Origin of the sequence: Acinetobacter pragensis (assembly GCF_001605895.1) — a bacterium.
Lineage (GTDB): Bacteria > Pseudomonadota > Gammaproteobacteria > Pseudomonadales > Moraxellaceae > Acinetobacter > Acinetobacter pragensis.
Window position 1 is genome coordinate 61,468 of the sequence record NZ_LUAW01000071.1, and the last position, 23,209, is coordinate 84,676.

At 44.5% G+C, this 23,209-nt stretch carries 23 protein-coding genes and 1 pseudogene; 12 read left to right on the forward strand and 12 right to left on the reverse strand.

Annotated features, from left to right (window positions below):
• Positions 1-106: 106 nt before the first annotated feature.
• The 3 genes from AZH43_RS17545 to ahcY all read right to left on the reverse strand — a co-directional run bounded on the left by AZH43_RS17545 (position 107) and on the right by ahcY (position 3,223).
• Positions 107-823 carry a 16S rRNA (uracil(1498)-N(3))-methyltransferase gene (locus AZH43_RS17545; protein ID WP_067672627.1) on the reverse strand — a complete coding sequence of 239 codons (717 nt, stop codon included), beginning with the start codon at positions 821-823 and terminating at the stop codon, positions 107-109.
• A gap of 32 nt (positions 824-855) precedes the next feature.
• Entirely contained in the window at positions 856-1,692 is an 837-nt protein-coding gene (metF, locus tag AZH43_RS17550; RefSeq protein ID WP_067672630.1) for a methylenetetrahydrofolate reductase [NAD(P)H], read from the reverse strand.
• Between the two features lie 148 nt (positions 1,693-1,840).
• Complete coding sequence (ahcY, locus tag AZH43_RS17555) at positions 1,841-3,223, reverse strand: adenosylhomocysteinase (protein WP_067672633.1); 1,383 nt, start codon at positions 3,221-3,223, stop codon at positions 1,841-1,843.
• A 282-nt stretch (positions 3,224-3,505) separates the two neighbouring features.
• Here ahcY and AZH43_RS17560 point away from each other — a divergent pair, with 282 nt between their 5' ends.
• Both AZH43_RS17560 and AZH43_RS17565 read left to right on the forward strand, forming a co-directional pair.
• Positions 3,506-4,450: a DUF4424 family protein gene (locus tag AZH43_RS17560; protein ID WP_067672636.1), complete on the forward strand. Its 945-nt coding sequence runs from the start codon at positions 3,506-3,508 to the stop codon at positions 4,448-4,450.
• A gap of 68 nt (positions 4,451-4,518) precedes the next feature.
• Positions 4,519-5,040 carry a cysteine peptidase family C39 domain-containing protein gene (locus tag AZH43_RS17565; protein WP_067672639.1) on the forward strand — a complete coding sequence of 174 codons (522 nt, stop codon included), beginning with the start codon at positions 4,519-4,521 and terminating at the stop codon, positions 5,038-5,040.
• 72 nt (positions 5,041-5,112) lie between these two features.
• On the opposite strand, the gene AZH43_RS17570 is transcribed toward AZH43_RS17565, so the two are convergent.
• The 4 genes from AZH43_RS17570 to AZH43_RS17585 all read right to left on the reverse strand — a co-directional run bounded on the left by AZH43_RS17570 (position 5,113) and on the right by AZH43_RS17585 (position 8,139).
• Positions 5,113-5,625 (reverse strand): tetratricopeptide repeat protein, encoded by a 513-nt coding sequence (locus AZH43_RS17570; protein ID WP_067672642.1) that lies wholly within the window; start codon positions 5,623-5,625, stop codon positions 5,113-5,115.
• Between the two features lie 87 nt (positions 5,626-5,712).
• Complete coding sequence (locus AZH43_RS17575) at positions 5,713-6,051, reverse strand: DUF3325 domain-containing protein (RefSeq protein WP_067672645.1); 339 nt, start codon at positions 6,049-6,051, stop codon at positions 5,713-5,715.
• A complete protein-coding gene (locus AZH43_RS17580; protein WP_067672648.1) occupies positions 6,048-7,790 on the reverse strand; it encodes a PepSY-associated TM helix domain-containing protein in 1,743 nt (580 codons plus the stop codon). The genes AZH43_RS17575 and AZH43_RS17580 overlap by 4 nt, the downstream gene beginning before the upstream one ends.
• A 1-nt stretch (position 7,791) precedes the next feature.
• A complete protein-coding gene (locus AZH43_RS17585) occupies positions 7,792-8,139 on the reverse strand; it encodes a hypothetical protein (protein WP_067672711.1) in 348 nt (115 codons plus the stop codon).
• Positions 8,140-8,405: 266 nt separating this feature from the next.
• Here AZH43_RS17585 and AZH43_RS17590 point away from each other — a divergent pair, with 266 nt between their 5' ends.
• Positions 8,406-9,929, forward strand: a complete 1,524-nt coding sequence (locus AZH43_RS17590; RefSeq protein ID WP_081406858.1) for a helix-turn-helix transcriptional regulator — start codon at positions 8,406-8,408, stop codon at positions 9,927-9,929.
• Positions 9,930-10,040: 111 nt separating this feature from the next.
• Here the strand turns inward: AZH43_RS17590 and AZH43_RS17595 are convergent, their stop codons facing one another.
• From AZH43_RS17595 to AZH43_RS17605, 3 genes are all read right to left on the reverse strand, one after another.
• Positions 10,041-11,042, reverse strand: coding sequence for a Tim44 domain-containing protein (locus AZH43_RS17595; protein ID WP_067672654.1), 1,002 nt, complete (start codon positions 11,040-11,042; stop codon positions 10,041-10,043).
• A gap of 119 nt (positions 11,043-11,161) precedes the next feature.
• Entirely contained in the window at positions 11,162-12,556 is a 1,395-nt protein-coding gene (gene radA / locus AZH43_RS17600; RefSeq protein WP_067672714.1) for a DNA repair protein RadA, read from the reverse strand.
• A gap of 131 nt (positions 12,557-12,687) precedes the next feature.
• On the reverse strand, positions 12,688-14,043 hold the full coding sequence (locus AZH43_RS17605) for an alanine/glycine:cation symporter family protein (RefSeq protein WP_067672657.1): 1,356 nt from the start codon (positions 14,041-14,043) through the stop codon (positions 12,688-12,690).
• A gap of 330 nt (positions 14,044-14,373) precedes the next feature.
• On the opposite strand from AZH43_RS17605, the gene AZH43_RS17615 reads away from it, so the two are divergent.
• The 7 genes from AZH43_RS17615 to AZH43_RS17645 all read left to right on the forward strand — a co-directional run bounded on the left by AZH43_RS17615 (position 14,374) and on the right by AZH43_RS17645 (position 20,720).
• The gene (locus AZH43_RS17615) at positions 14,374-15,777 is read left to right on the forward strand and encodes an amino acid permease (RefSeq protein ID WP_067672663.1); all 1,404 of its coding nucleotides are present in this window, start codon (positions 14,374-14,376) and stop codon (positions 15,775-15,777) included.
• A 132-nt stretch (positions 15,778-15,909) separates the two neighbouring features.
• Positions 15,910-16,140 (forward strand): LPS translocon maturation chaperone LptM, encoded by a 231-nt coding sequence (gene lptM / locus AZH43_RS17620; protein ID WP_067672666.1) that lies wholly within the window; start codon positions 15,910-15,912, stop codon positions 16,138-16,140.
• A 43-nt stretch (positions 16,141-16,183) separates the two neighbouring features.
• Positions 16,184-17,434, forward strand: a complete 1,251-nt coding sequence (gene lysA, locus AZH43_RS17625) for a diaminopimelate decarboxylase (RefSeq protein ID WP_067672669.1) — start codon at positions 16,184-16,186, stop codon at positions 17,432-17,434.
• 6 nt (positions 17,435-17,440) lie between these two features.
• Entirely contained in the window at positions 17,441-18,286 is an 846-nt protein-coding gene (gene dapF / locus AZH43_RS17630) for a diaminopimelate epimerase (RefSeq protein ID WP_067672672.1), read from the forward strand.
• Positions 18,287-18,403: 117 nt separating this feature from the next.
• Positions 18,404-19,009 (forward strand): alpha/beta fold hydrolase, encoded by a 606-nt coding sequence (locus AZH43_RS17635; protein ID WP_067672675.1) that lies wholly within the window; start codon positions 18,404-18,406, stop codon positions 19,007-19,009.
• A 33-nt stretch (positions 19,010-19,042) separates the two neighbouring features.
• Positions 19,043-19,966 (forward strand): site-specific tyrosine recombinase/integron integrase, encoded by a 924-nt coding sequence (gene xerA, locus AZH43_RS17640; RefSeq protein ID WP_067672678.1) that lies wholly within the window; start codon positions 19,043-19,045, stop codon positions 19,964-19,966.
• Positions 19,967-20,348: 382 nt separating this feature from the next.
• The gene (locus tag AZH43_RS17645) at positions 20,349-20,720 is read left to right on the forward strand and encodes a hypothetical protein (protein WP_067672681.1); all 372 of its coding nucleotides are present in this window, start codon (positions 20,349-20,351) and stop codon (positions 20,718-20,720) included.
• Here AZH43_RS17645 and AZH43_RS17650 read toward each other — a convergent pair.
• Both AZH43_RS17650 and AZH43_RS17655 read right to left on the reverse strand, forming a co-directional pair.
• Entirely contained in the window at positions 20,656-21,255 is a 600-nt protein-coding gene (locus AZH43_RS17650) for a GNAT family N-acetyltransferase (protein ID WP_406564635.1), read from the reverse strand. The genes AZH43_RS17645 and AZH43_RS17650 overlap by 65 nt on opposite strands.
• A gap of 8 nt (positions 21,256-21,263) precedes the next feature.
• A complete protein-coding gene (locus AZH43_RS17655) occupies positions 21,264-21,758 on the reverse strand; it encodes an Lrp/AsnC family transcriptional regulator (protein WP_067672684.1) in 495 nt (164 codons plus the stop codon).
• A 113-nt stretch (positions 21,759-21,871) separates the two neighbouring features.
• Between AZH43_RS17655 and AZH43_RS17660 the strand changes: the two genes are divergently transcribed.
• Positions 21,872-22,477 (forward strand): LysE family translocator, encoded by a 606-nt coding sequence (locus AZH43_RS17660; protein ID WP_067672687.1) that lies wholly within the window; start codon positions 21,872-21,874, stop codon positions 22,475-22,477.
• 557 nt (positions 22,478-23,034) lie between these two features.
• Positions 23,035-23,209: pseudogene (locus tag AZH43_RS17665) on the forward strand (electron transfer flavoprotein subunit beta/FixA family protein); the annotation flags it as partial.

The following is a 23,209-nucleotide window of genomic DNA, read 5'->3' on the forward strand; positions in this document are numbered from 1 at the left end:
CGCTATTATTTTTTCATTGCTTAATTTTTATTCCTGATTTCAAGACTAATAATGTTAAGCATAAAAATCAATCAAATTATATACAAAAATATAATATTCAGATGAATTAAATTTTGAAACTGTAGTTAAGAATGGATAAAGCAGCGATAGGCGCAGTTTCAGTCCGCAGTACGCGTGAGCCGATGCACCAATTTTTAAACCCAGCATTATTGGATTGCTGAATTTCGGCTTCACTCAATCCGCCTTCTGGGCCAATCAGCAGGGCAATATGCGGCGCTGCATCCGCCAATACATCTATTTCATCTTTATTTGGCGCCAGCACAAGTTTAGTTTCAGGCAATTCGGATGCAAGCCATTTGTCTAAACTGATGGGTGCATGAATTTTAGGGACAATATTCATGCCGCACTGTTCACAGGCCGCAATTGCGATGCCTTGCCAATGATCCAGCTTTTTTTGGTCCCGGTCATACTTCAAACGCATTTCACAGCGTTCAGACGTTAACAGCTGAATTTCTGAAATCCCAAGTTCAACGGCTTTTTGAATGGCATAATCCATACGGTCACCTTTGCTCATTACTTGACCGAGTAAGGCTTGGAAAGCGGGGGTGCGATTGTCGGGGTTAAATGAAATGACCTGTACCGACGCTGACTTTTTGGCAACATCTGATAAGGCCACGTCATATTCACCGCCTTGTCCATTAAACAAGGTGGCTTTTTCGCCAATTTGAGCACGCAAAACTTTTACCCAGTGATGAAATACTGTTTCCGTTAATTCAATAGTTGTATCAACAGTTAAATCAGCTTCAATATAAAAACGCGGCATTAAAGTTTTACTCTCAAAAAGGTCGAAATGACTTATACAAGACCGAGGTCTTTCACAAGTTGACGTGTTGGATCTGTCGTGTTCATGGTGTAGAAGTGCAGGCTTGGCGCGCCGCCAGCAATCAGGCGTTCACACAATTTCACAATCACTTCATGACCGAAAGCTTTGATTGATGCTGTGTCATCACCGTATGTTGCCAATTGCTTGCGAATCCAGCGCGGAATTTCTGCGCCTGTGCCATCTGCAAAGCGGATGAGGTTGCTTGCATTGGTAATTGGCATGATGCCCGGTGCTACAGGGATGTTCACACCTTCTTTTTGAATGCGGTCTACAAAGTAGAAGTAAGCATCTGGATTAAAGAAGAACTGTGTCAATGCTGCATTGGCGCCGGCATTGGCTTTATCGCAGAAACGCTTGATGTCTAAATCAAAGCTGTCTGCTTGCGGATGCATTTCAGGGTAGGCCGCAACTTCAATTTTGAAGTGATCGCCTGTATGTTCACGGATGAAACGAACCAAATCCGTTGCATACGGCAATTCGCCTAAGCCAACCTGACCAGACGGCAAGTCACCGCGCAGCGCAACAATACGGTTGATACCTTGTGATTGATACAAATCCAGCAATTCAGCAATACGTTCTTTGCTGTCACCAATACAAGACAGGTGAGGAGCAACAGGTGTGCCTTTGCCGTTGAAATCGTTCAATGTAGACAGTGTGCGCTCACGGGTAGAACCGCCTGCGCCGTATGTCACAGAGAAAAATTCAGGGTTCAGCAGCTGAAGTTCTTGATGTACAGTTTTAAGCTTTTCCGCACCAGCATCAGTTTTCGTGGGGAAAAACTCAAAAGAAATCGGAATGTTTTTAGACATTGAGGAATCCTTTTTTATAAATACTTTTTATTTAGACCTCTCCCTAACCCTCTCCTAAGAGGAGAGGGAACTGTCATTATGAATTTACTTATAATGACAAGTCCCTTCTCCCTGTGGGAGAAGGCTAGGATGAGGGGGAATATAAAACTTAGTATTTATAAGCTTCAGCTTTAAATGGACCTTCAACAGCAACGCCTAAGTAGTCAGCTTGCTCTTGAGTTAATGTCGTCAATACGCCGCCGAAACCTGCAACCATCGCAGCAGCAACTTCTTCGTCTAATTTCTTAGGAATAAGTTCTACGCGGATTTGCGCAGCTTTTTCAGACTCTGGAAGATCAGCAAATTTCTCAGCGAATAAATGCATTTGACCCAATACTTGGTTGGCAAAAGAACCATCCATAATACGTGAAGGGTGACCTGTTGCATTACCAAGGTTAACCAAACGGCCTTCAGAAAGAAGGATCAGGTAGTTGTTTTCATCTTCTGAACGATACACTTGGTGTACTTGTGGCTTCACTTCAACCCACTTGTAACCGCGTAAGTAGTTGGTATCGATTTCTGTGTCAAAGTGACCGATGTTGCATACAACAGCGCCTGCTTTTAATGAATCAAGCATTGCTGAATCACAAACGTGGTAATTACCAGTTGTCGTTACGATCAAGTCTGTATTTTGAAGAAGATCAAGGTTGATGTCTTCTTTTTTGCCAGTTTGAACGCCGTTTTTGTACGGAGCTACAACTTCATAACCGTCCATGCACGCTTGCATAGCGCAGATTGGGTCAACTTCAGTTACACGTACAATCATGCCTTCTTGGCGAAGTGATTGTGCAGAACCTTTACCTACGTCACCATAACCGATTACAAGCGCACGGCGGCCAGATAAAAGCATATCTGTACCGCGTTTGATTGCATCATTTAGCGAGTGACGGCAACCATATTTGTTGTCGTTTTTAGACTTAGTCACAGAGTCATTTACGTTAATCGCAGGAACTTTTAAAGTGCCGTCGCGGTGCATTTCGTAAAGACGTTGTACGCCTGTCGTTGTTTCTTCAGTAATACCGTGGATTTTAGCAATGACTTCAGGATATTTTTCGTGAACAAGCGCAGTTAAGTCACCGCCATCGTCCAGAATCATGTTGGCATCCCAAGGTGTGCCATTCACATTGATTTGCTGTTCAAGGCACCAGTTGTATTCTTCTTCAGTTTCGCCTTTCCAAGCGAATACTGGCACACCCGCAGCAGCGATTGCAGCAGCAGCATGGTCTTGAGTAGAGAAGATGTTGCAAGATGTCCAGCGAACTTCTGCGCCCAATTCAACTAGAGTTTCAATTAAAACTGCAGTTTGAATAGTCATGTGGATACAGCCAAGAATTTTCGCGCCAGCAAGCGGTTTAGCTGCTGCATAGCGTTTGCGAAGACCCATTAGCGCTGGCATTTCTGCTTCAGCAAGTTTGATTTCTTTACGGCCGTAATCAGCTAGAGTGATGTCAGCAACTTTGTAATCTGTAAATGAAGCATTAACCGCGTTCATTACGATCTCCTATATTAAAAAATTGATCAGTATGTTCGCGGATGCCGTTTTTGGTGATTCTGAGCAGAATACCGATGGTCGAGCCTAGCGATCTTATATTGCTATTTCTGAAAATCAGCCTATAAGAAAGTCGCAGCATCCCTCGACTAGCGCAGTATTGTACTTGGAAATGGATTCTGTTCCAATCCGAAATTGATTAATATCTGAGTTATAGGTTTCTTGATCTGTAAAATTATGCTTTGAATATTTAAATTTTATAAATCGATTGGGAGTATAAGAATAATGACTAAATATTTAATGGCTATATTGTTGTTTTGGCCTGTCATTGCTACATCCAATGACTCAACAGGCTATGTGGCAACTGGTGGTATTCAGTACTTGAAAAATAAAGACATTCAAATGTTCAGTGAAGACCTGTTTATTAGTAAAAAAATGATTAAGGTCGATTACCAGTTTAAAAATTTAAGCCGTCAGGATGTTACAGAAACGGTTCTATTTCCCTTGCCGAAACTTGAAAATTTCTTTGAATCCGATTTTGCGGATACGGAACGCTTGCTTAAAAGCTTTAAGGTGCAGATCAATGGAAAATCTATACAGCCTGAAATGCATGTGCGGACGTTTATCCAAAATGATGAAAAATTTCCGCCAGTGGATGTAACGGATGCTTTTAAGCAATGCGGGTTTACTGAACAAGACATGCTGAACCCTTGGAATCGGCAAAATTATGACTATGAGGCTTTTGAGGCCAAACTGAGAAGCTGTAAAAATGCTGCCTTGCAAAAAGCGCTGCCGAACGATAAAGATGCAGTGATTGCATGGTCATCTCAGATTATTTACAGCTGGAAACAGACCTTTAAAGCCAATGCTTTCACCCGTGTGCAGCATCAATATGCGCCGCTGGTTGGCGGTTCTGTGGCGTTATATCCTGAAGATGACAGCAAAGCTTACTGCATGGACCAGAACTTTAAAGCCGGTTTAAAGAAAGCAAAATCACAGCATGCGCCCTATCAGGCATTGGGCTATATCTTAAAAACTGGAGCGAACTGGGCCAGGCCGATTCAAGACTTTAAATTGACGATTGAACGCGATGCAGGAGAACTCGTGTCCTTCTGCTGGGCGGGCAAGGTAACAAAAATCAGTCCAACACGGTTTCAAATGTCTGAAAAGAATTTTGTACCTAAGCAGGATTTAGACATTATTTTTGTACACTCTAAAATTGGGGAATAATTCAATCTTTCACGCAAATCAGCGATGATGCGTTTATTATTCACTAAACAAGTTTTTGAGTTTTGATTATGGCTTTAGAAATGCCTGAAGAATTAACCAATCTTGAAGCCAACGGCGGCATTTACGCCGTATGGATGCTGCTGCAGCATTTGGGAATAGATGCTGATATCCAGCAGCTGACAGAAGTCTGCAGTTATGATGCGGAGCATGGCGCAACCACCATTGGCTTGGCGGTTGGACTGAAAAAGTTTGGCTTTAATGTTCAATTCTATACGGATGAAGATCCGGATCTTCAAGAGCAAGAGAAATTAAGCTACGCAGAAGCGAAATTGCTGAACCTGCCGGTTTTGCCTGAACTGGCTTATCCGCAAATTCAGCAGGCTTTTGAGCAAAAAAAATTCGTGATTGTGTATTACGATACATTAGAAGGCGTGGGCAACCATTCACTGGTTTATGACATGGATGAAACTGAAATCAGTTTCTTTGACAGTTTTGATGCCATGTCAGCCGAAGTGTTTGAACAGCAGCGTCAAGCAGAGGGCATTTGCCGGCAAGTCATTACTGTGGATGTAAATGACGATGTTATGTAGCAAACAGACCCGCATTGTTTAAATAAAAAGCCCATCAAGAGATGGGCTTTATTTTGTTAAATCGCGATTGAATCACTGCTCAACCGTATTGGCTTTTTCATTCCAAAAATCTGCTTTTTCTTCATCAGCATCAATGCCTAGGCCATTGGCATAAATAAATGCCAAATCACGCATGGCCTGCACTTCACCTAATTTTGCCGCCTGCTCCACCAGCTCAATAGATTTTACGACATCTTTTTCAACCACATCGCCGCGGCGGTAAAAATTCGCCAACTCTAAAATTGCGGCAGGGTGATTATGTTTGGCAGCCTGTTCCAGCCAGCGGTGCGCATGTTCAAAATAAGCTTTAGATTCTTCTGGGTCTTCTTCTAACATATCTTTGGCATAAACCGCATAGCCTTCGCCCAGCCAATACATGGCCTCAACATGGCCGAGCTGCGCGGCTTTCAGCGCCCATTCTTCAGCCAGTTCAACATGCTCATCATTTTCACTTTGCATATAAATTTCGGCCAGCTCAAATTGAGCATCGCGGTTGCCTGCCGTAGCGCGGTTAAACAATGCAGGTGAAATAGGGAGGTCAGACATAGCTCATCCAAAAGTGCAGAATAGGCATAGCCTAATCGGTTGGCATAAAAAAGCCAATCCGAAGATCAGCTTTTAAGAAGATAATAATTAAATTAGATAAAATAGGGCAGCGGCTGCGCCAATACACGCTGTCATGGCTGCGGCAATTTTCAGTCGTTGCTCCAGATAGCTTAAACAGAGGCCAATAAACAACGCAGCGAAAGTGAGCGCGCCTAGCCAATAGCTGATCATATTGCTGATTGATCCGGACAGCGTGCAAATCAATAGGGCACTAATGAGCAGCACCCAGCCAATGGCCATCGCGAACCGTGCTTTAGCGGTATCCAGTTCGTGTCCGAAAATTTGCTTTTGATGTTTAGACATAGCGCAGGCCAGTGCAAAAAAGCCCAAACTGCTGAGTGACCAGATGATGAGAAAGAACATCATGTTTCACTCTCCTGTACCGCAGCTTTTGGCGCTTTGGTTTTTTTCACGGGCAAACCCTTATGCTTTTTCACTTTATAGAAAGAATAGCTGAACAGGATGGCCATCAGCCACATTGCTAAATCAAAACTGGCAATCATCCCTTGTCCATGCGCTATGCTGTTCCAGAGGGCTTGACCGCCGGTCATAAAATTAATGACGGGCAGCAGCGCAAATGCTGCCGCGGCAAAAGCCAAAAGTTCCAGCCATGCCTGACGGTGTGTGCGGAACATGGCATAAATCAGTGTGATCAGCCAGACGATGAAAAAGCTGCGGATTTCCCATTCCAAACGATTTTCGAGCTGTGCGGGAATAAAGCGGTTGGCATAAAAATAAGCGGCGCAGGCAATAGGCAGGCCGATAATGGCCGCAATATTCAGCACTTCAACCGTGCGGTAGCCGAAGGATTTATAGCCTTGCTTTTGCTGCTGCGGCGCACGTTTTACGCACCATAGAATCAGGCCGGTTGCGATCATCATTGTTCCGACAATGCCGGAAAGGAACAGCAGCCAGCGCAGCGCAATATCAACGCCGCGCGCCTCATGCAAAGTGGTGACTACATTGTAGATACCCATAGGAATGGATGGATTTTGCAGGCGTTCATTTTCATTGCTCATGTCCTTGCCGGTAACACCGTCAAATTGCAGGCTTTGATAAATATTGCGGTGGGCCACACTTTCACCATGCAAAGCGCGGAGCTCAACTTGAGCCTGGCTGGTATTTGGCGCAATGACGCTGACCGTTCCGATGGGGTTGTCTTTCCATTCCTGCTGCGCTTTGAGCAGCATAGGGGTTAAATCAGCCAAAGGCGCAGGCAAAACTTCAGGCTGATGGCGGCGTTTACCTTCACCGCGTTCTGCACGATTGTTCGGGTTATCTTTGGTTCCGGATGAATGTTCTTGATTTTGCGCGCTTGCTTGGCGCCGCTCTTGATTGTTCTGATTGGGACTGCTGTTTTGACCTTGCACCATAGCGCGATTCTGTTCTTGCAGAAACGCCCCGCGGTTTTCATAAATTTGCTCAATGCCCCAAGGCATAATAGTGAACAGCAGGAGCAATAAACCACTGAACGTAATCATAATGTGGAAAGGCAGTGCTAAAACAGCTGTGGCGTTATGTGCATCGAGCCAAGAGCGCTGACCTTTGCCTGAACGGAAAGTGAAGAAATCTTTAAAGATTTTTTTATGTGTAATCACGCCGCTGATGATCGCAACCAACATAATCAGTGTTGCGATGCCGACAAACCAGCGGGTCCACATGCGCGGCATACCATACAATTCGAAATGGAAGCGGTATAAGAAACTTCCGCCTCGGGTTTCACGGGGTTCTAAAACTTGACCTGTAGCACTATCAATATAAATTTGTTTACCGCCACGGCGAGCACGTGGGTTTTCACCCTGTTCACGTACGGTAATTTGCGTGAAATTCTGCCGCGAATTCGGTAGCTGAATATTCCAGCTCCCTGCATGAGGGTGGTTTTGCTGTAAATAATTCAGCGCAACCTGCGTTTGCTGAGTCTGGGCAGCCTGCGGGACAGACTGGTGCAGTTCTGGCTTCATCCACACGGTAATTTCATTTTGAAAGAAACTGAGTGTGCCTGTCAGAAAAATGGCATACAGCAGCCAGCCTAAGACTAAGCTGGACCAAGTATGCAGCCAAGACATGGATTGACGCGGTCCTTCCGCTTTTGCATCTGGACGCATCTTAAGTTCCTGAAATTTTGATGAGGATAAATAGAATCAGGCAAGGAACAACTACGCCTAAGCTGGCTTTGAGTGTTTTGTTGACCATGAAAACCCAAATAAACACTGCCGCATACAGTAAAAAAGCAATCAGGGTAGCGCTCATGGCGGCACTGGCGCGGTAGTCAATGAAATACTGCGCAATCAGCACAGCGCTTAAACTTGCCAGTAGGTAACCTCCAACTAAGGCTAAGGCAAAGCGGTAAAAAATCATAAAGCGGTAAGCAGTTAAGGAGGCTTTTTCCTTATGCTTGCTGGGCGCCGAAGTATTTGGCTTAATTGCCGCGGCATCTAGAGAGGAGCTGTTCATTATGTGTAGTTCTAAAGTCAAAAATATAAATTCAATAATGAAAATGATAACAATTAACATTTAGATTTAAAACACTAAAAATACAAACACACGATTATTCTTTAAAAATAAAAAAGTTTTGAATGAAACGTGGTGAATGCCTATTCACAGAAAAATTAATATTTTTTTAAATAAAGTGCTGAAAATGGTAGATTTTATTCTTTTAAAAAAATGAATGAACCGCTAGTCTGTGAGATAAATAATAATGTTCATAAGGTAGAAGAATAATGAACAGCATATTTATGGATCCTCATGAATTGATCGATTTGATCTACCAAATTCCTTCTGACCCAGAAGCCTGGGAGCAATTTGCCAAAACGCTGATTAAAATTTTAGATGTATCGTATGTGCATATTCAAGCAATTGATTTTACATACAATGTCTTATCTTATAGTCATGGGGTGGGCGCCTTAACGCAAGAGTTTTATGCGCAGGCAGAATTGGACTATCTGCATTTTCCTGCATCTGCAGATCCGCGCTGGCCTGTTTTCTTAAATCCTGAGCGTCAAGGCTGGTATCAGTGCCATTCGCACGTATCGGAAGATTTTGTGCAGTCCTCTGATTTGTATCAGCATATTTTATTGCCTATAGGACTGAGATATGTGGCTTCGCATGAATTGATCCGCGATGACAAATTGTGCGTCTTTTGGAGCATTAGCACTTCCGCGGCGCGCAAGCCGCTCAATGCCAACGAGCTGAAGTTTTTAGATCAGTTAACTGTGCATTTAAAACGGATGGTTTCCATTCAGCGCCACATGTATGAGTTTTCTGCACAGTCGATTGCAGGCTATGCGCTGATTGATAAATTGCCGCAGCCCATCATGCTGCTGAACTTGTCAGGGCAGGCGGTTCACAGTAATGAGGCAATGCAGGGCGTGCTGGCGCAGGAAAGGTTTATTTCTATTCAGGATGAAAGCAAACTCACGCAACTCATTGAACCTTATGCAAGACAGCTGTCTGAACATTTCTATCATATTGAATTTTTATTGCGCCGCAGCTTATCAGATCAGCTTTTTCATGAACGCTGCATACAGATGAGCAATGATCGGGGCGAGCCGGTTTATCTTTTTCTCAGTTTGCTGGCAACGGATCAGGAAAAATTAGTTTTTGGAACCCGGCCGCTGGTTATGCTGACCGTGTACCAGCCTAAAGAGGCGGCGCATTATGCCCAGCTTTATCAAATTTTTGACCGCTTTAAAACAGGTGTTATTTTGCTGAGCGAAAACCTGCAGGTTTTTTATCAAAATGCTTTTGCGCAGCGGCTTTTGGCGCAAACTGAGCTGCTGGGCGTCAGTCACAATCAGCTGTTAAAGACCAGTGCGGATGTACAGGGAAAGCTGAATAATATGCTGACGTCTGCTTTGCAAGATGCAGAGAAAAATGAGCAGCATCTGATTTTATACAGTCAAGCCGAGCGGGATATTTTAACACTGCAAATATCGGCAATGGATTCATCGGACCTGCAGCGTGCAGATCATCAGATGCCAAAAGTGATTGCTGTATTTTTTAAGCAGCTGAATCAGAAGCGTGAATTGGAAGCAGGCTATTTAAAACAGCTGTATCAGCTGACGCCCAGTGAAATCCAAATTTGCCGCTTATTTGCCAATGGGCTGGATCTTAATGAAATTTCAGAACAGGCTAATTTAACATTGAGTACAGTACGCACTTATTTAAAGCAGATTTATGTGAAGACCCATTGCACCTCGCAAAGTGAGCTGATGAAACTGCTGATGAGCGCGATGATTGAGTAATGTGCAGGCAAGGTTGATGAAATAATACAGGCTGGGCCTTAATGTAAACACATTAATGATGAAAAAATAAGCAAAAAATAGCAGCCGAAGCTGCTATTTTTGATTTCACTATTAGCTTTCTTGCTGAATGCCAGCCACTCTCCAGTCTTCGCTAGAGCCGGCAGGTTTCACAAAGTGCCAAACTTCAGCAAATGGCTGAGGAAGGCTGTTCAGATCTTCACTGACAGTACCTGTAAAGCGGACGCTTACAATATATTGACCGTTTTCTGTAGCAGAGTCGGCAACCATTGCATTCAAATTAGAGAACTCAGCAACGTCCTGATCTTGATTGGCCATAATGTCGTTATACATGGACTGATAAAGATCTGGCGTTAAGTAGCGTTGAATTTCCGCAACATTGCTTGCAGAGTTTACAGACTGAATGTGGTTAAAGCGTTGACGCGCAACACGTAAAAAAGCTGCGGGTTCAGTACCGTCTGGCAATTGGCTGCCAGAGCTGGTAAATGCGCCGCCTGCAAATGGAGCGTTTCCTGCGGGCGCCTGAGCAGCCGAACCGTTGACAGATTGACCAAAAATATTGGTGTTGTCGCCAGCAGCTGAACGAGGCGCTGCATTTTGCTGACCAAAAGGTCCGCTATTTACTGAACTTGTGTTCGATGCGCCGTTGTTTGGCGCATACGGGTTATTCGCTAGTTTTTTTTTTGCGCCCATCTTACGGAAAATAAAGAAGGCAGCAGCGGCAGCAAGTAAAATCCAGATCCAGCTTGGAATACCGCCTTTTTCTTCCTGCGCAGTTTGCGCTTCAGAAGCCGCTTGAGTATTTTTATCGTCTGCCATGGCATTAGCAGCAACTGCACCAATTGCAGCGCCCGCTACACCGGCAGCAACCATACCGCCTACATTTGAACCAGACTTAGCTGGCGCGCCTGCAGTTGCTGGCTGTTGAACTGGAGCAGCTTGACGAGGCTGTTGGTAAGACTGAGCTGGAGCAGCTTGACGGCTCATACCGTGGCTTTTACCGCCACCTGCACGTTTTGCTTCAGCAGCGAAAGGCGCAACCAATAAAGCAGCGGTCAAAACACCCGCAATCAAACCACGCTGTCGAACTTCCATTAAATTTTCCTATCTAGAAATAAAAATATTGCCCTGTATTTATGCAGGCATTCCATCTGAATTTCAATACAAAAATCGTTTTTTTTATTAAAAAAACGATTCAAAACATGAAATAGCGATTAAGTCAGTTCTTCACTCAGGTTCATGGCTTCGGTCAAGGCTTCATGCAGGCGCGCAACTGAAATAATATTTACCCCAGAAATAGGGCTTTGCGGGGCATTGCCGCGCGGCAGAATAATATGTTTAAACCCATGTTTGACTGCTTCTTTCAAGCGTTCCTGACCATTCGGCACAGGACGTATTTCCCCTGACAGGCCGACTTCGCCAAACACAGCCAATTGCTGCGGCAGCGCTTTGCCTCGAATGCTTGAAGCGCAGGCCAGCAGCACAGCTAAGTCCGAACCTGTTTCTGTTATTTTCAAACCGCCGACAATATTGACATAAACGTCCTGTCCTGAGGTTTGCACGCCGCCATGACGGTGCATCACCGCCAGCAGCATATTCAGGCGGTTCTGATCAAGCCCCAATGCTACACGTCTAGGCTGGCCCTGAGAGTCATCAACCAGCGCCTGAACCTCAACCAGAAGCGGGCGGGTGCCTTCGCGGCTGATTACTACAATGGAACCTGGAATCGCTTCATCATAGCGGCTGAGAAAAATGGCTGACGGATTGGATACTTCCCGAAGCCCTTTGTCGGTCATGCCAAAGACCCCCAATTCATTGACTGCGCCAAAGCGGTTTTTTACGGCGCGGATCATTCGGAAACGGGAGTCCGACTGGCCTTCAAAATACAGCACGCAATCGACCATATGTTCCAGTACACGCGGCCCCGCCAGCGCGCCTTCTTTGGTGACATGGCCGACCAGAAATAACGATGTGCCGCTGTTTTTGGCAAATCGGGTCAATAAGGCCGCAGATTCACGGATTTGTGAAACGCCGCCTGGCGCAGACTGCAAGGTTTCTGTATAGAGGGTTTGAATTGAATCTAAAATGGCCACAGCAGGGCGTTCATGCGCCAAAACTTCGCAAATGCGTTCTACGCAGGTTTCAGCCATGACTTTAAGCCGGTCAGTCGGCAAGTCCAAGCGCTGTGCCCGCAGGGCGACTTGGGACAGCGATTCTTCGCCAGTGACATACAGGGCAGAACTGTTGGCGGCAGCCATGTGTGTTGCGGTTTGCAATAAAATGGTTGATTTGCCAATGCCGGGGTCACCGCCAATTAGAACCACTGAACCGGTTACCAGTCCGCCGCCCAATACACGGTCAAATTCTCCAATGCCTGTTGCCAAGCGCGACTCGCGTGAGACAGATACCTGATTCAATGTCGTGATGGATGCCGCTTGCCCCGCATAGCCCCCGCTGCCCATTTTAGGCTGTGCGCGGTGGCTGACAGCAGGGGCAATACTCACTTCAGTGAGGCAATTCCATTCACCGCAGTCGGCGCATTGGCCTGACCATTTTGGATGGTCAGCACCGCATTGTTCACATCGATAAATACTTTTTGCTTTTGCCATATGAAATTTTTTGAATACTGTTAAAGAGGTTCTAAATTGCGTTACAGCATACAGTCGATTTGAAATGAATAGAATGCCGGCCATAAAAAAGCTGCCCTTGGGCAGCTTTTTTGCAGTGAAGCAATTAATAATTAATACAGTTCGCCAGATTTGCGTTTTTCAACAAAGTCTTTGGACTCTTTCACAATCACACTGGATAAAAGCAGCAGCGCAATTAGGTTCGGTACAGCCATTAGGCCGTTGAACGTATCTGCAAACAGCCAAACCAAATCGAGGCTTGCCACACAGCCGATAAATACCGAAGCAATATAGATAATGCGGTAAAGCATCACGTATTTTTCGCCCAGTAAGTAAGTGCAGCATTTTTCGCCGTAATAGCACCAGCCTAAAATGGTGGAGTAGGCAAAGAAAATAATGCCTAAGGTTACGACCCAGCCGCCAACGCCCGGCAGCAGCTGATCAAACACCCGTGTGGTTAACACGGCGCCGGTCTCTCCGCCAAAGGAATTGCCAGCTAAAATAAAGCCCATGACAAGGACAATACCCGTAATTGAACAGACAATGATGGTGTCAATAAAAGTGCCGGTCATTGAGACTAAGCCCTGACGCGCAGGATGATCCGTTTTAGCGGCAGCGGCGGCAATCGGCGCGGAACCCATACCGGCTTCATTGGAAAAGACACCGCGCGCGACACCGTAACGGATGACTGCGCCAATCGCGCCGCCAGCAACGGCTTCACCTGTAAAGGCATCACGGAAAATCAATTCAAGCGCAGGTATAACCAATTCCAAATGGTTCAGAATGATGGTCAGGCCGCCAATCACATAACCGACTGCCATAAAAGGAACAATAACAGTCGACGCTTTGGAAATAGACTTAATGCCGCCCAAAATCACCAAGGCAGAAAGAACAGTGATGACAATGCCGGTAATCCATGTTTGGATGCCCATGCTGTTTTCTACAGCCAAAGCAACTGTATTGGACTGCACTGAGCTGCCGATACCGAATGATGCCAGTGTGCCGAACAGCGCAAAAATAATCGCCAGCCATTTCCACTTTAGGCCGCGTTCGATGTAGTACATCGGCCCGCCGGACATCTGGCCGCTGTCATTTTTAATCCGGTATTTTACCGCCAGTACGCCTTCGCCGTATTTGGTTGCCATCCCGAAGAGGGCTGTCATCCACATCCAAAATACTGCACCGGGGCCGCCCAGTACGCAGGCTGTGGCGACGCCTGCGATGTTGCCTGTTCCAATCGTTGCTGAAAGCGCGGTCATTAATGAAGCGAAGTGCGAGATATCGCCAGTGTGTGAGTCTGCATGCTTATGCTTGCCGAAGACTTGTTTAAAAGCCAGAGGCAGCATGCGGATTTGCCAAAACATTAAGCGCAGAGTCAGGAATACGCCTGTGCCGACAATAAGCACGAGCATATAAGGTCCCCAGACCCAGCCGCTAATCGTTTCCATCATTGTTTGTATATCTTGCATAGGCAATTCTTCTTATGTCGTCCTGAGGAAAAAGCTTGAGTTGTTTAAAACCCAAGCAAGGGGCATGCCATTATGTGAATTTTCCTTATTCTTCTTGGCATGATCTTTATGAATTACTGTGTATTTTTTACATACAATTTAAATTTTTACAAGAACAGTGCTTTAAAAAGACCTGTTCATACAGCGGTTTTTTTGATCTATTTTTTATATAAGAAAAATAAATTAACTTTTCAAATTAATCAGAAAAAACAGATTATGACAATTTTTTTTTCATTTTCTGAGGTTTTTCAGTTAATTTGTCGAAAATAGAATTTAAAGTTGAAATAATTAATGTCAAACCAAGTTACAGAAACGCCAAATGAAGAAGGCGATTTAAAACGTAGCTTGTCCAACCGCCACCTGCAATTGATTGCTATTGGCGGCGCTATTGGAACGGGCTTATTCATGGGGTCAGGTAAAACGATCAGCTTGGCTGGTCCATCTATTTTGCTGATCTACATGATTATCGGCTTTATGGTGTTTTTCGTCATGCGCGCGCTGGGCGAATTGCTGCTGTCCAATCTTAAATATAAATCGTTCATTGATTTTTCAACAGATTTAATCGGGCCATGGGCAGGCTATTTTGTCGGCTGGACCTATTGGCTGTGCTGGATCACCATCGGTATTGCAGATTTATCCGCCATTATTTATTACCTCCAGTTCTTTAATGGAGGAAACCCGTTCTCTCCAGAAGAAGGGGTGATGATCAGTGTGGCAGCCATTGTATTTATCATGGGGCTGAACTTGGTTACGGTCAAACTGTTCGGTGAATTAGAATTCTGGTTTGCGCTGATTAAGATTATTGCCATTGTGGTGCTGATAGGCGTTGGCTTGTGGATGATCTTTACCGGATTCACGTCAACCACTGGCGAGATTGCGGCTTTTTCACATCTTTGGTCGCATGGCGGCTTGTTCCCTACAGGTGTCACAGGGTTCTTGGCGGGCTTTCAGATTGCCATCTTTGCTTTTGTCGGGGTTGAGCTGGTCGGTACGACAGCCGCAGAAACTAAAGATCCTGAAAAGAACTTGCCGAAAGCGGTGAACTCAATTCCAATCCGGATCATTATTTTCTATGTGCTGGCTTTGGTCATTGTTATGTCAGTAACGCCTTGGAATAGAATTGACCCGTCGGTTTCTCCGTTTGTGAATTTATTCAGTCAAGCAGGCATCGCTGCTGCGGCTATTATTATGAACTTGGTGGTGCTGTCTTCGGTAATGTCTTCAATGAACAGCGGCGTATTCTCTACGTCCCGCATGCTGTTTGGTTTGTCGCGTGAAGAACAGGGTCCTAAAGCATTTGGCCACTTGAATAAGCATTCTGTACCGGCGAATGCGCTGTATTTCTCTGCAGTTTGCTTATTGCTGGGCGCAGCATTGCAGTACTTTGTGCCGAATACTGTTGAAGCATTCACTTTGGCAACAACGCTATCGACGATTCTATTTATTTGCGTATGGCTCATGATCATCTGGAGCTATATTGTTTATTATAAAACCCGTCCTGAATTGCATGCCAAATCGACTTTCAAGCTTCCGGGCGGTTTGTTTACCTGCTGGGTTGTGATCATCTTCTTTATCGGCATGATTTATGTGCTGTCTTTAGAGGCGGATACCATGAAAGCGCTGATGGTCAGCCCAATTTGGTTCGTTATTCTGATTATTGGCTACTTTGGTTTCTACAAACCGAAACATAAATAAGCTGAGCGAATAAGAAAAACGCCGGCGATACGCTGGCGTTTTTTTATGAGTGGCGATAATCTCTAGCGTTTAGCGCTTCGGTCATGCAAATGATTGCGCTATACTTCTTCGAAAATATGGATAGGTGAACAGATGCGCCAAATCATTTGCTACATGAGTTTATGCGCTGTGGGTTTTACCTTCACAGGCTGCGGTCAGTCAGGTGCTTTACAGCTGCCGAATGACACGAACTACGATAAACGTGCAAAATATTTGCTTTATTCGGATGCGAAAGCGCCGCAAAAAGCTGAAGAAAAGAGTGAAAAATCTCCAGATCAGCAAGCTGATGTGCCTGCTGAAAACCAGTCACCGACTACACCTTAAGCCTTTACTTTTTAATCAAGTCATTTTAAGCAAGGATACATTCATGAGTTTTACCCGCATTAATGGGGTTTTGCACGCAGAGCAATGTTCATTACAGCAGCTCGCAGAGCAATATGGCACGCCACTCTATGTTTATTCAAAAAATACTTTCGCCAAGCATTATTTGGATATGGACCGTGCATTCAGCTTTATCGATCATCAAATTTGCTTTGCGGTAAAGTCAAACTCTAATCTTGCGGTATTGAATGTATTGGCCAAGCTCGGCGCAGGCTTTGATATTGTGACTGGCGGTGAGCTGGCGCGTGTATTGAAAGCCGGCGGCGATGCATCGAAAATTGTATTTTCGGGGTTAGGCAAAACTGAAGCGGATATTCAAAAAGCGCTGGAAGCGGGCATTGCCTGCTTTAACGTCGAATCTTATGCAGAGTTAGGCCGAATTCAGAAAGTGGCGGAAAAACTGGGTAAGCAGGCGCCGGTTTCACTGCGTGTGAATCCGGATGTTGATGCCAAAACGCATCCGTATATTTCAACAGGCTTAAAAGAAAACAAGTTCGGTATTCCTTCAGACAGCGTGTATGAAACCTATCAATATGCGGCATCTTTGCCGAATTTGGATGTGGTGGGCATTGACTGCCATATCGGTTCGCAGCTGACAGAAACCCAGCCTTTTGTGGATGCTTTAGACCGCGTGATGGTGATGATTGAGAAGCTGAAAGAGCTGGGCATCAATCTGAAACACATTGATATTGGCGGCGGTTTAGGCGTGACTTATAAAGATGAAACACCGCCATCAGTTGAAGAATATGCCAATGCCATGAAACCGGCTTTAGAGAAGCTGGGCATGAAAGTGTATATGGAGCCGGGCCGCAGCATCTCTGCCAATGCTGGCGTTTTACTGACCAAAGTGGATTTGCTGAAACCGACCAATCACCGCAACTTTGCGATTATCGATGCCGCGATGAATGACTTGATCCGTCCGGCGCTATATGAAGCTTGGATGGACATTCAGTCAGTCACGCCGCGTACGGATACTGAAGTCAAAGCGTGGGATGTAGTCGGCGCCATTTGTGAAACGGGCGATTTCTTAGGAAAAGAGCGCCAGCTGGCAATTCAGGAAAATGACGTGCTTGCGGTGCTGGGCGCAGGGGCATACGGTTTTGTAATGAGTTCAAATTACAACAGCCGCGGCCGTGCCGCAGAAGTGATGGTAGATGGCGAGCAATCTTATTTGATCCGTGAGCGTGAAACCATTGAGTCGCTGTGGGAACGTGAACATTTGCTGCCGGAGGCGTAATTCAAGATGTTATTAGAATTTACTAAAATGCATGGCTTGGGCAATGATTTTTTAGTGCTGGATTTAATCAGCCAGCGCGCATATTTGGATACCTTGACCATTCAGCGCTTGGCTGACCGTCATTTTGGCATTGGTTTTGACCAACTGCTGATTGTTGAACCGCCGGATATGCCGAATGTAGATTTTAAATACCGGATTTTCAATGCGGACGGTTCGGAAGTGGAACAATGCGGCAATGGCGTGCGCTGCTTTGCGCGTTTCGTCTATGAACGCAAGCTGACCACAAAAACCAAAATGAAAGTGCAAACCAAAGCCGGCATTGTCGAGCCTGAATTGGGGCCAAATGGCTGGGTCCGTGTGAATATGGGCTACCCGAAATTCTTGCCGCATGAGATTCCATTTCTTGCAGATGAAGCTGAAAATCTGTATGACATCCGCTTGCCGGATGGCGAACAGCTGACCATTGATGTGGTGAATATGGGCAATCCGCATGCTGTAACCATTGTTCCCGATGTTATTCAGGCGGATGTCGCGCGCCTGGGCCCGCAGGTCGAATCGCATGAGCGTTTTCCAGCCCGGGTAAATGCCGGATTTATGCAAATTATTGATGATAAGCATGCGCGCCTGCGTGTTTTTGAACGCGGTACCGGTGAAACACTGGCCTGCGGCACAGGGGCATGCGCGGCTGCAGTATCCGGCATGCGCCGCGGACTGTTATCCAATTCAGTCGAAATTGAGCTGGCTGGCGGCAAGCTGCAAATTGAATGGAAAGAAGGCGATGTTGTTTGGATGACTGGGCCGACAGCTAATGTTTATCAAGGTCAATTGAATTTGGATTATTTCCAAAACTAAGCAGATCTGCAGACTTTTCAGCAATTGTATAAATAAAAGAGCACTGTCTTTGGCAGTGCTTTTTTATGTCTGTAAATAGGGTATGCTGTGTGTCTGATCTTATTTTTATGAAGCCGAATGACGCATCTTGTTTTTCTTCCGGGAGCATCGGGGAATACTGAATTCTGGCAGCCTTTGATTCAGCTGCTGCCGGCAGATTATTCAACCCAAGTTATTGCCTATCCTGGGTTTGGTGCAGAACCCGCTCAAGCAGGCGTAAAAGATTTTGAAAGCCTATCTGAATATGTGTTGAATCAGATAGGGCCAGAGTCGATACTGATTGCACAGTCAATGGGCGGAATTTTTGCTGTGCAGGCAGCTTTGAAAAAGCCCGAATCAGTCAAGAGCATGGTGCTCATGGCAACTTCTGGCGGCATAGATTTAAGCGCCTTTAACGCCGAAAACTGGCGCACAGCCTATAATGAAGAATTTCTGAACCATCCTGATTGGTTCACTGCAGTGCAGTTGGATTACTCAGCTCAATTGCCGCAAATAAAACAAAAAATCTTGCTGCTGTGGGGTGATGCTGATGCAATCAGTCCCGTTGCCGTAGGGCAATATCTGCATCAGCAATTTGAAGATTCAGATTTGCAGCTGATTCATGGCGGCGGGCATTTATTTGCGCAAGATGATGCGGATGAAGTTGCGCCTTTGATTCAGCGTTATCTGCTGCAATTGATCTAGAAGATATTTAAATAAAGGTTAAAACGGCTTGCCATGCTACAAGAATATGATCATGCGGAATTGCTGGAAATATGGCTTAAAGAGCGTAAAATTCAGAACCAGTCTGTCCATACATTGCAAGCTTATGAACGTGATGTATCGGATTTTTTGCTGTTTTGCGCGCATAAAAAGCTGATGCTTTCGGATGTGGAAACTTCGGATTTACGTGAATATTTAGCCTTTAAAGTAGAGAACCAAAACCTAAGTCCCAGCAGCCTGCAGCGCATGCTGTCGGCCATCCGCCAATTTATGAAATGGGCGGAGCAAGGGCAATTCATGAGTTTTAACCCGGCCAATGATTTTCAGCTCAAGCGTCAGTCCCGCCCATTGCCGGGACTGGTGGATATTGAAACAGTCAATCAAATACTGGATCAGCCTGAACCTGAAACTGAAGTGCAGCAGCAGATGTGGCTGCGCGATAAAGCGATTTTAGAATTGCTTTATTCCAGCGGTTTGCGTTTAGCGGAAGTGCAGTCCTTAAGAATTAAGGATGTCGATTTTAACCGTCAGCTGCTGCGTATTACAGGTAAGGGCAATAAGACCCGTATTGTGCCTTTTGGCACTAAAGCCAAAGAGGCGGTGATGAGCTGGCTGCAGATTTACCCATTATGGCACGGTGATTTTGTACCGGAGGCGAATGTATTCATTACGCAAAAAGGCAACCCCCTGGGTGCGCGTCAAATTGAAAATCGGGTGAAGTTTCAAGCCCAGCGCGCAGGTGTGAATGTCGATCTGCACCCGCATTTGCTGCGACATTGTTTTGCCAGCCATATGCTGTCCAATAGCGGTGACCTGCGGGCGGTACAGGAAATGCTGGGGCACAGTAATTTAACCACGACGCAAATTTATACCCATGTCGATTTTGATCGTTTGGCGCAAGTGTATGATCAGGCGCATCCGCGGGCGGCAAAGAAGTGATTCTGCATAGGGTGCTATGTGGTCATATATGATTATGTTTCGGTTATTGATACGCGAAAATCTTGTTTTTATTCAAGCATAATGTTTTTGCGCAGAGGCATAACTATATGAATATTTCGCTTTTTGAAATCGAAATTGGTATAGACAAACTTTAATAAAGCACATAGATTATTGAATGCAAATGCTGCATGACATTTTAGTTGGATTTTAGAGAAAACTGTAATTTAGCGATTGGCGCTTTGTACTAATGTAGAATAAAAAAAAGGCAATTTTTCACGTATAAAAGAGCGCAGCAATACAAAGTGAACGCAAAAGACGTGCTCGGATAAATTTTATCCAGTTGAATGTATATAAAGAATTTAATTGAAACTAGGCAATAGAAATGATTTCGGATATTCAAGAAAAGTATGATCAGCTCAGTCCTGAACAAAAAGAGATTTTTGCAGGTTATGGCCTTCGTCAAGTCAAACACTTTGTAGAAGTCAGTCTGCCCAATATTGAACCGTCGCTTCCGGAAAATGCGGCTGTGCAAGGCGTAAATGCCAATGGCAAAGTGCAGGCCATGAATGCGGATACACAGCAAGCCTATTTGTGGATTTCAGATTTGCAATGGCAGGCAACCGCATCGCCTACGGTTTCTTTTGATTCCAAACAGGACTTTATTGAGGTATGGAAAACGTTTGAACTGGCTAACTATGAATTGATTGATTTAAGCCACGTCCATCGTGATTTTTTAGAAAATCAGCCGGTTTAATGCCATACAGTGTATGACACAGCAACGGGCTGTCGGCATCCAGTTTAGGATGGTTGAAATAGCCCTGATGCTGCATGCCTAAACGCAGCATCAATGTTTCAGAAGGTTTATTCTGTACTGCAGTAAATGCTTTAACTTCTTCAAGTTTTAAAATATTAAAAGCAAATTTCAGGCTTGCTGTTGCAGCTTCGGCGGCATAGCCTTGATGCCAAAATTCGAAAACTAAGCGCCAGCCAATTTCAGTACAGGGTGAAAATTCAAATAAATCCGGCTGAAAATGCAGTCCCGTAAAACCGATAAATTGCCCTGTTTGCTTTAACTCCAGCGCCCAGAATCCCCAGCCGATCAATTCAATCAAGCGCTGAAATTTTTCTGCCAGTGCATCGCTTTCCGCGGTGTTCAGCGTTTGCGGGAAATACTGCATGACCTGAGCATTGGCATTCATGAGCGCAAATGGCGCGAAGTCTTCAGCTTGCCACGGCCTTAAGATCAGCCGTGACGTTTCTAAAATGACAGGTATCTTTGCTTTCATCATTTCCGGCATCATAAGTCATCTAAGGGCAGCTGATAGCTTTGCTTAATAATCTGGCTCGGCACATCTGTTTTTACGCTGGTAATGCCATTTCTTTTGGTTAAATGTGTAGATTGGAATTTACGGTAGCTTTCTAGGTCAGGCACAACCACTTTCAGCATGGCGTCACATTCACCTAAAATAATATAGCACTCCATGACTTGCGGCAGCTCTTTCATGGCTTCAATAAAAGTGTCGATCGTTTCTGCATCTTGACCCACCAGCCAAATTCGGGAAAACAGCAGCAGCTGAAAGCCGATTTTTTGCGGGTCAACCACAGTGGTATAGCTTTGAATCACACCGGCTTCTTCCAGTAATTTAACGCGCCGTAAACAGGATGAAGGCGATAAGCCAATTTCTTTGGCCAGATCATTGTTTTGCATTCGGCCATTGTTCTGCAGCCCGCGAATGATATTTTTATCAATACGGTCCAGTTTTACTAGAATAGACTTTGAAGAAATTTTCATAAATTAGAATTTAATTCTAAAAATAGCAATAAAATTAGAATAAATGAAATCCTATTTTAGATCAATTCGCAGATACTGGTTTTCTCCTTCAGATAGTATGCTAGGAAAAGAAAATGTCTGTATTGGTACTCTTTGCATTAACGGTTACACCGCTTATTTTTACACCTGGGCCAGATATGCTGTTTATTCTGTCTCAAGTGATGGGTAAAGATGCAAAAGCAGGCATGATGGCAACTGTCGGCATATGCTACGGTTATTTGGTGCATTCCGTTTTGGTTGCGTTAGGCATCGCGGCGATCATTGTTTCTTTTCCAATTTTGTTTGAAACTATCCGCTGGCTCGGAATTGCATATTTGCTTTATTTGGCGGTGCATTTAATTCAATCGGTTTTCAGCGATAAAAAATTATTGATTGAAAATAAAAGTTCTGCGAGCCCAATTAAAAAAGGGTTTTTTACAGCGCTGCTGAATCCGAAAGGGATGCTGATTTATTTTGCGATTTTACCTCAGTTCATTAATAAATCTGGCAATACGGTTACTCAAGGCTTGCTATTGTCCTGTGTATTTATTGGTTTGATTTTTGTGGTGTATTGCGGTTTGAGTTTAGTCTTTGCCAAAATCAGTCAAAAAACGCATATCGATGAGCGTAAACAAAAATGGATTGACGGTACTTCTGGCGGACTACTGGGCTTAGCTGCGGCATGGCTGATTGCCAATTAGCGTGTCACGCCTGCATATAAGCCGAAGAATGATGTGCTGATAAAGCCTGCAGAATCATGCGGGCTTTTTTGTTAAAAATTTTCGGCATCAAAAAGGCTGAGCAGATAATTTTTCAGTAAATAATAAGACGGATAGGTTTTTTAATTTTACAGATAGATGAATGTTTGAAGGAAATGCGGCAGAAATAGGACATCTATCTTAAATGACATAAAGGCTATGATATGCTGACCAGTCATTTCTGCATAAATAAGAAGCATAACTTATAGGTTTAAGCGCTTAAATCAAAACTTTTGATGAAACTAATCAAGTAAAAATATAATAAAAATCAATGGTTAAAAAATAACTAAATAATCTGTGAAAACAGGCAAATAAAAACATCGGGAAAAAGTGTGAACGATAAGTTCAAGGAATTTTACGCATTTTTACAGGTCTTTCGATAATTGTGACTTGACCGAAATGCCAATCACATTGCAAGATAGGGCACCTAAAAAATTTAAAGTGAAGAGTTAATATAACTTTTCTCAATATTTACATTTGCTAAAACAGCCGAGGATTACATGAAGGCTCTTGTTGCTGTAAAACGTGTGGTTGATGCCAACGTTAAAGTCCGTGTTAAACCGGACAACAGTGGTGTTGACTTAACGAACGTTAAAATGTCAATCAACCCATTCTGTGAAATCGCAGTGGAAGAAGCGGTTCGCTTAAAAGAAAAAGGAACTGTTTCAGAAATCA

Bases quoted from the DNA above. Each gene is read 5' to 3' on its own strand.
- AZH43_RS17635 (WP_067672675.1), top strand. From the start codon at position 18,404: ATGACGCATCTTGTTTTTCTTCCGGGAGCATCGGGGAATACTGAATTC.
- lptM (WP_067672666.1), top strand. From the start codon at position 15,910: ATGCGCCAAATCATTTGCTACATGAGTTTATGCGCTGTGGGTTTTACC.
- AZH43_RS17585 (WP_067672711.1), bottom strand. From the start codon at position 8,139: ATGAACAGCTCCTCTCTAGATGCCGCGGCAATTAAGCCAAATACTTCG.
- AZH43_RS17575 (WP_067672645.1), bottom strand. From the start codon at position 6,051: ATGATGTTCTTTCTCATCATCTGGTCACTCAGCAGTTTGGGCTTTTTT.
- metF (WP_067672630.1), bottom strand. From the start codon at position 1,692: ATGTCTAAAAACATTCCGATTTCTTTTGAGTTTTTCCCCACGAAAACT.
- AZH43_RS17590 (WP_081406858.1), top strand. From the start codon at position 8,406: ATGAACAGCATATTTATGGATCCTCATGAATTGATCGATTTGATCTAC.
- AZH43_RS17655 (WP_067672684.1), bottom strand. From the start codon at position 21,758: ATGAAAATTTCTTCAAAGTCTATTCTAGTAAAACTGGACCGTATTGAT.
- AZH43_RS17595 (WP_067672654.1), bottom strand. From the start codon at position 11,042: ATGGAAGTTCGACAGCGTGGTTTGATTGCGGGTGTTTTGACCGCTGCT.
- AZH43_RS17545 (WP_067672627.1), bottom strand. From the start codon at position 823: ATGCCGCGTTTTTATATTGAAGCTGATTTAACTGTTGATACAACTATT.
- AZH43_RS17660 (WP_067672687.1), top strand. From the start codon at position 21,872: ATGTCTGTATTGGTACTCTTTGCATTAACGGTTACACCGCTTATTTTT.
- AZH43_RS17605 (WP_067672657.1), bottom strand. From the start codon at position 14,043: ATGCAAGATATACAAACAATGATGGAAACGATTAGCGGCTGGGTCTGG.
- AZH43_RS17650 (WP_406564635.1), bottom strand. From the start codon at position 21,255: ATGATGAAAGCAAAGATACCTGTCATTTTAGAAACGTCACGGCTGATC.
- AZH43_RS17565 (WP_067672639.1), top strand. From the start codon at position 4,519: ATGGCTTTAGAAATGCCTGAAGAATTAACCAATCTTGAAGCCAACGGC.
- xerA (WP_067672678.1), top strand. From the start codon at position 19,043: ATGCTACAAGAATATGATCATGCGGAATTGCTGGAAATATGGCTTAAA.
- dapF (WP_067672672.1), top strand. From the start codon at position 17,441: ATGTTATTAGAATTTACTAAAATGCATGGCTTGGGCAATGATTTTTTA.
- AZH43_RS17615 (WP_067672663.1), top strand. From the start codon at position 14,374: ATGTCAAACCAAGTTACAGAAACGCCAAATGAAGAAGGCGATTTAAAA.
- AZH43_RS17570 (WP_067672642.1), bottom strand. From the start codon at position 5,625: ATGTCTGACCTCCCTATTTCACCTGCATTGTTTAACCGCGCTACGGCA.
- ahcY (WP_067672633.1), bottom strand. From the start codon at position 3,223: ATGAACGCGGTTAATGCTTCATTTACAGATTACAAAGTTGCTGACATC.
- AZH43_RS17560 (WP_067672636.1), top strand. From the start codon at position 3,506: ATGACTAAATATTTAATGGCTATATTGTTGTTTTGGCCTGTCATTGCT.
- AZH43_RS17580 (WP_067672648.1), bottom strand. From the start codon at position 7,790: ATGCGTCCAGATGCAAAAGCGGAAGGACCGCGTCAATCCATGTCTTGG.
- radA (WP_067672714.1), bottom strand. From the start codon at position 12,556: ATGGCAAAAGCAAAAAGTATTTATCGATGTGAACAATGCGGTGCTGAC.
- AZH43_RS17645 (WP_067672681.1), top strand. From the start codon at position 20,349: ATGATTTCGGATATTCAAGAAAAGTATGATCAGCTCAGTCCTGAACAA.
- lysA (WP_067672669.1), top strand. From the start codon at position 16,184: ATGAGTTTTACCCGCATTAATGGGGTTTTGCACGCAGAGCAATGTTCA.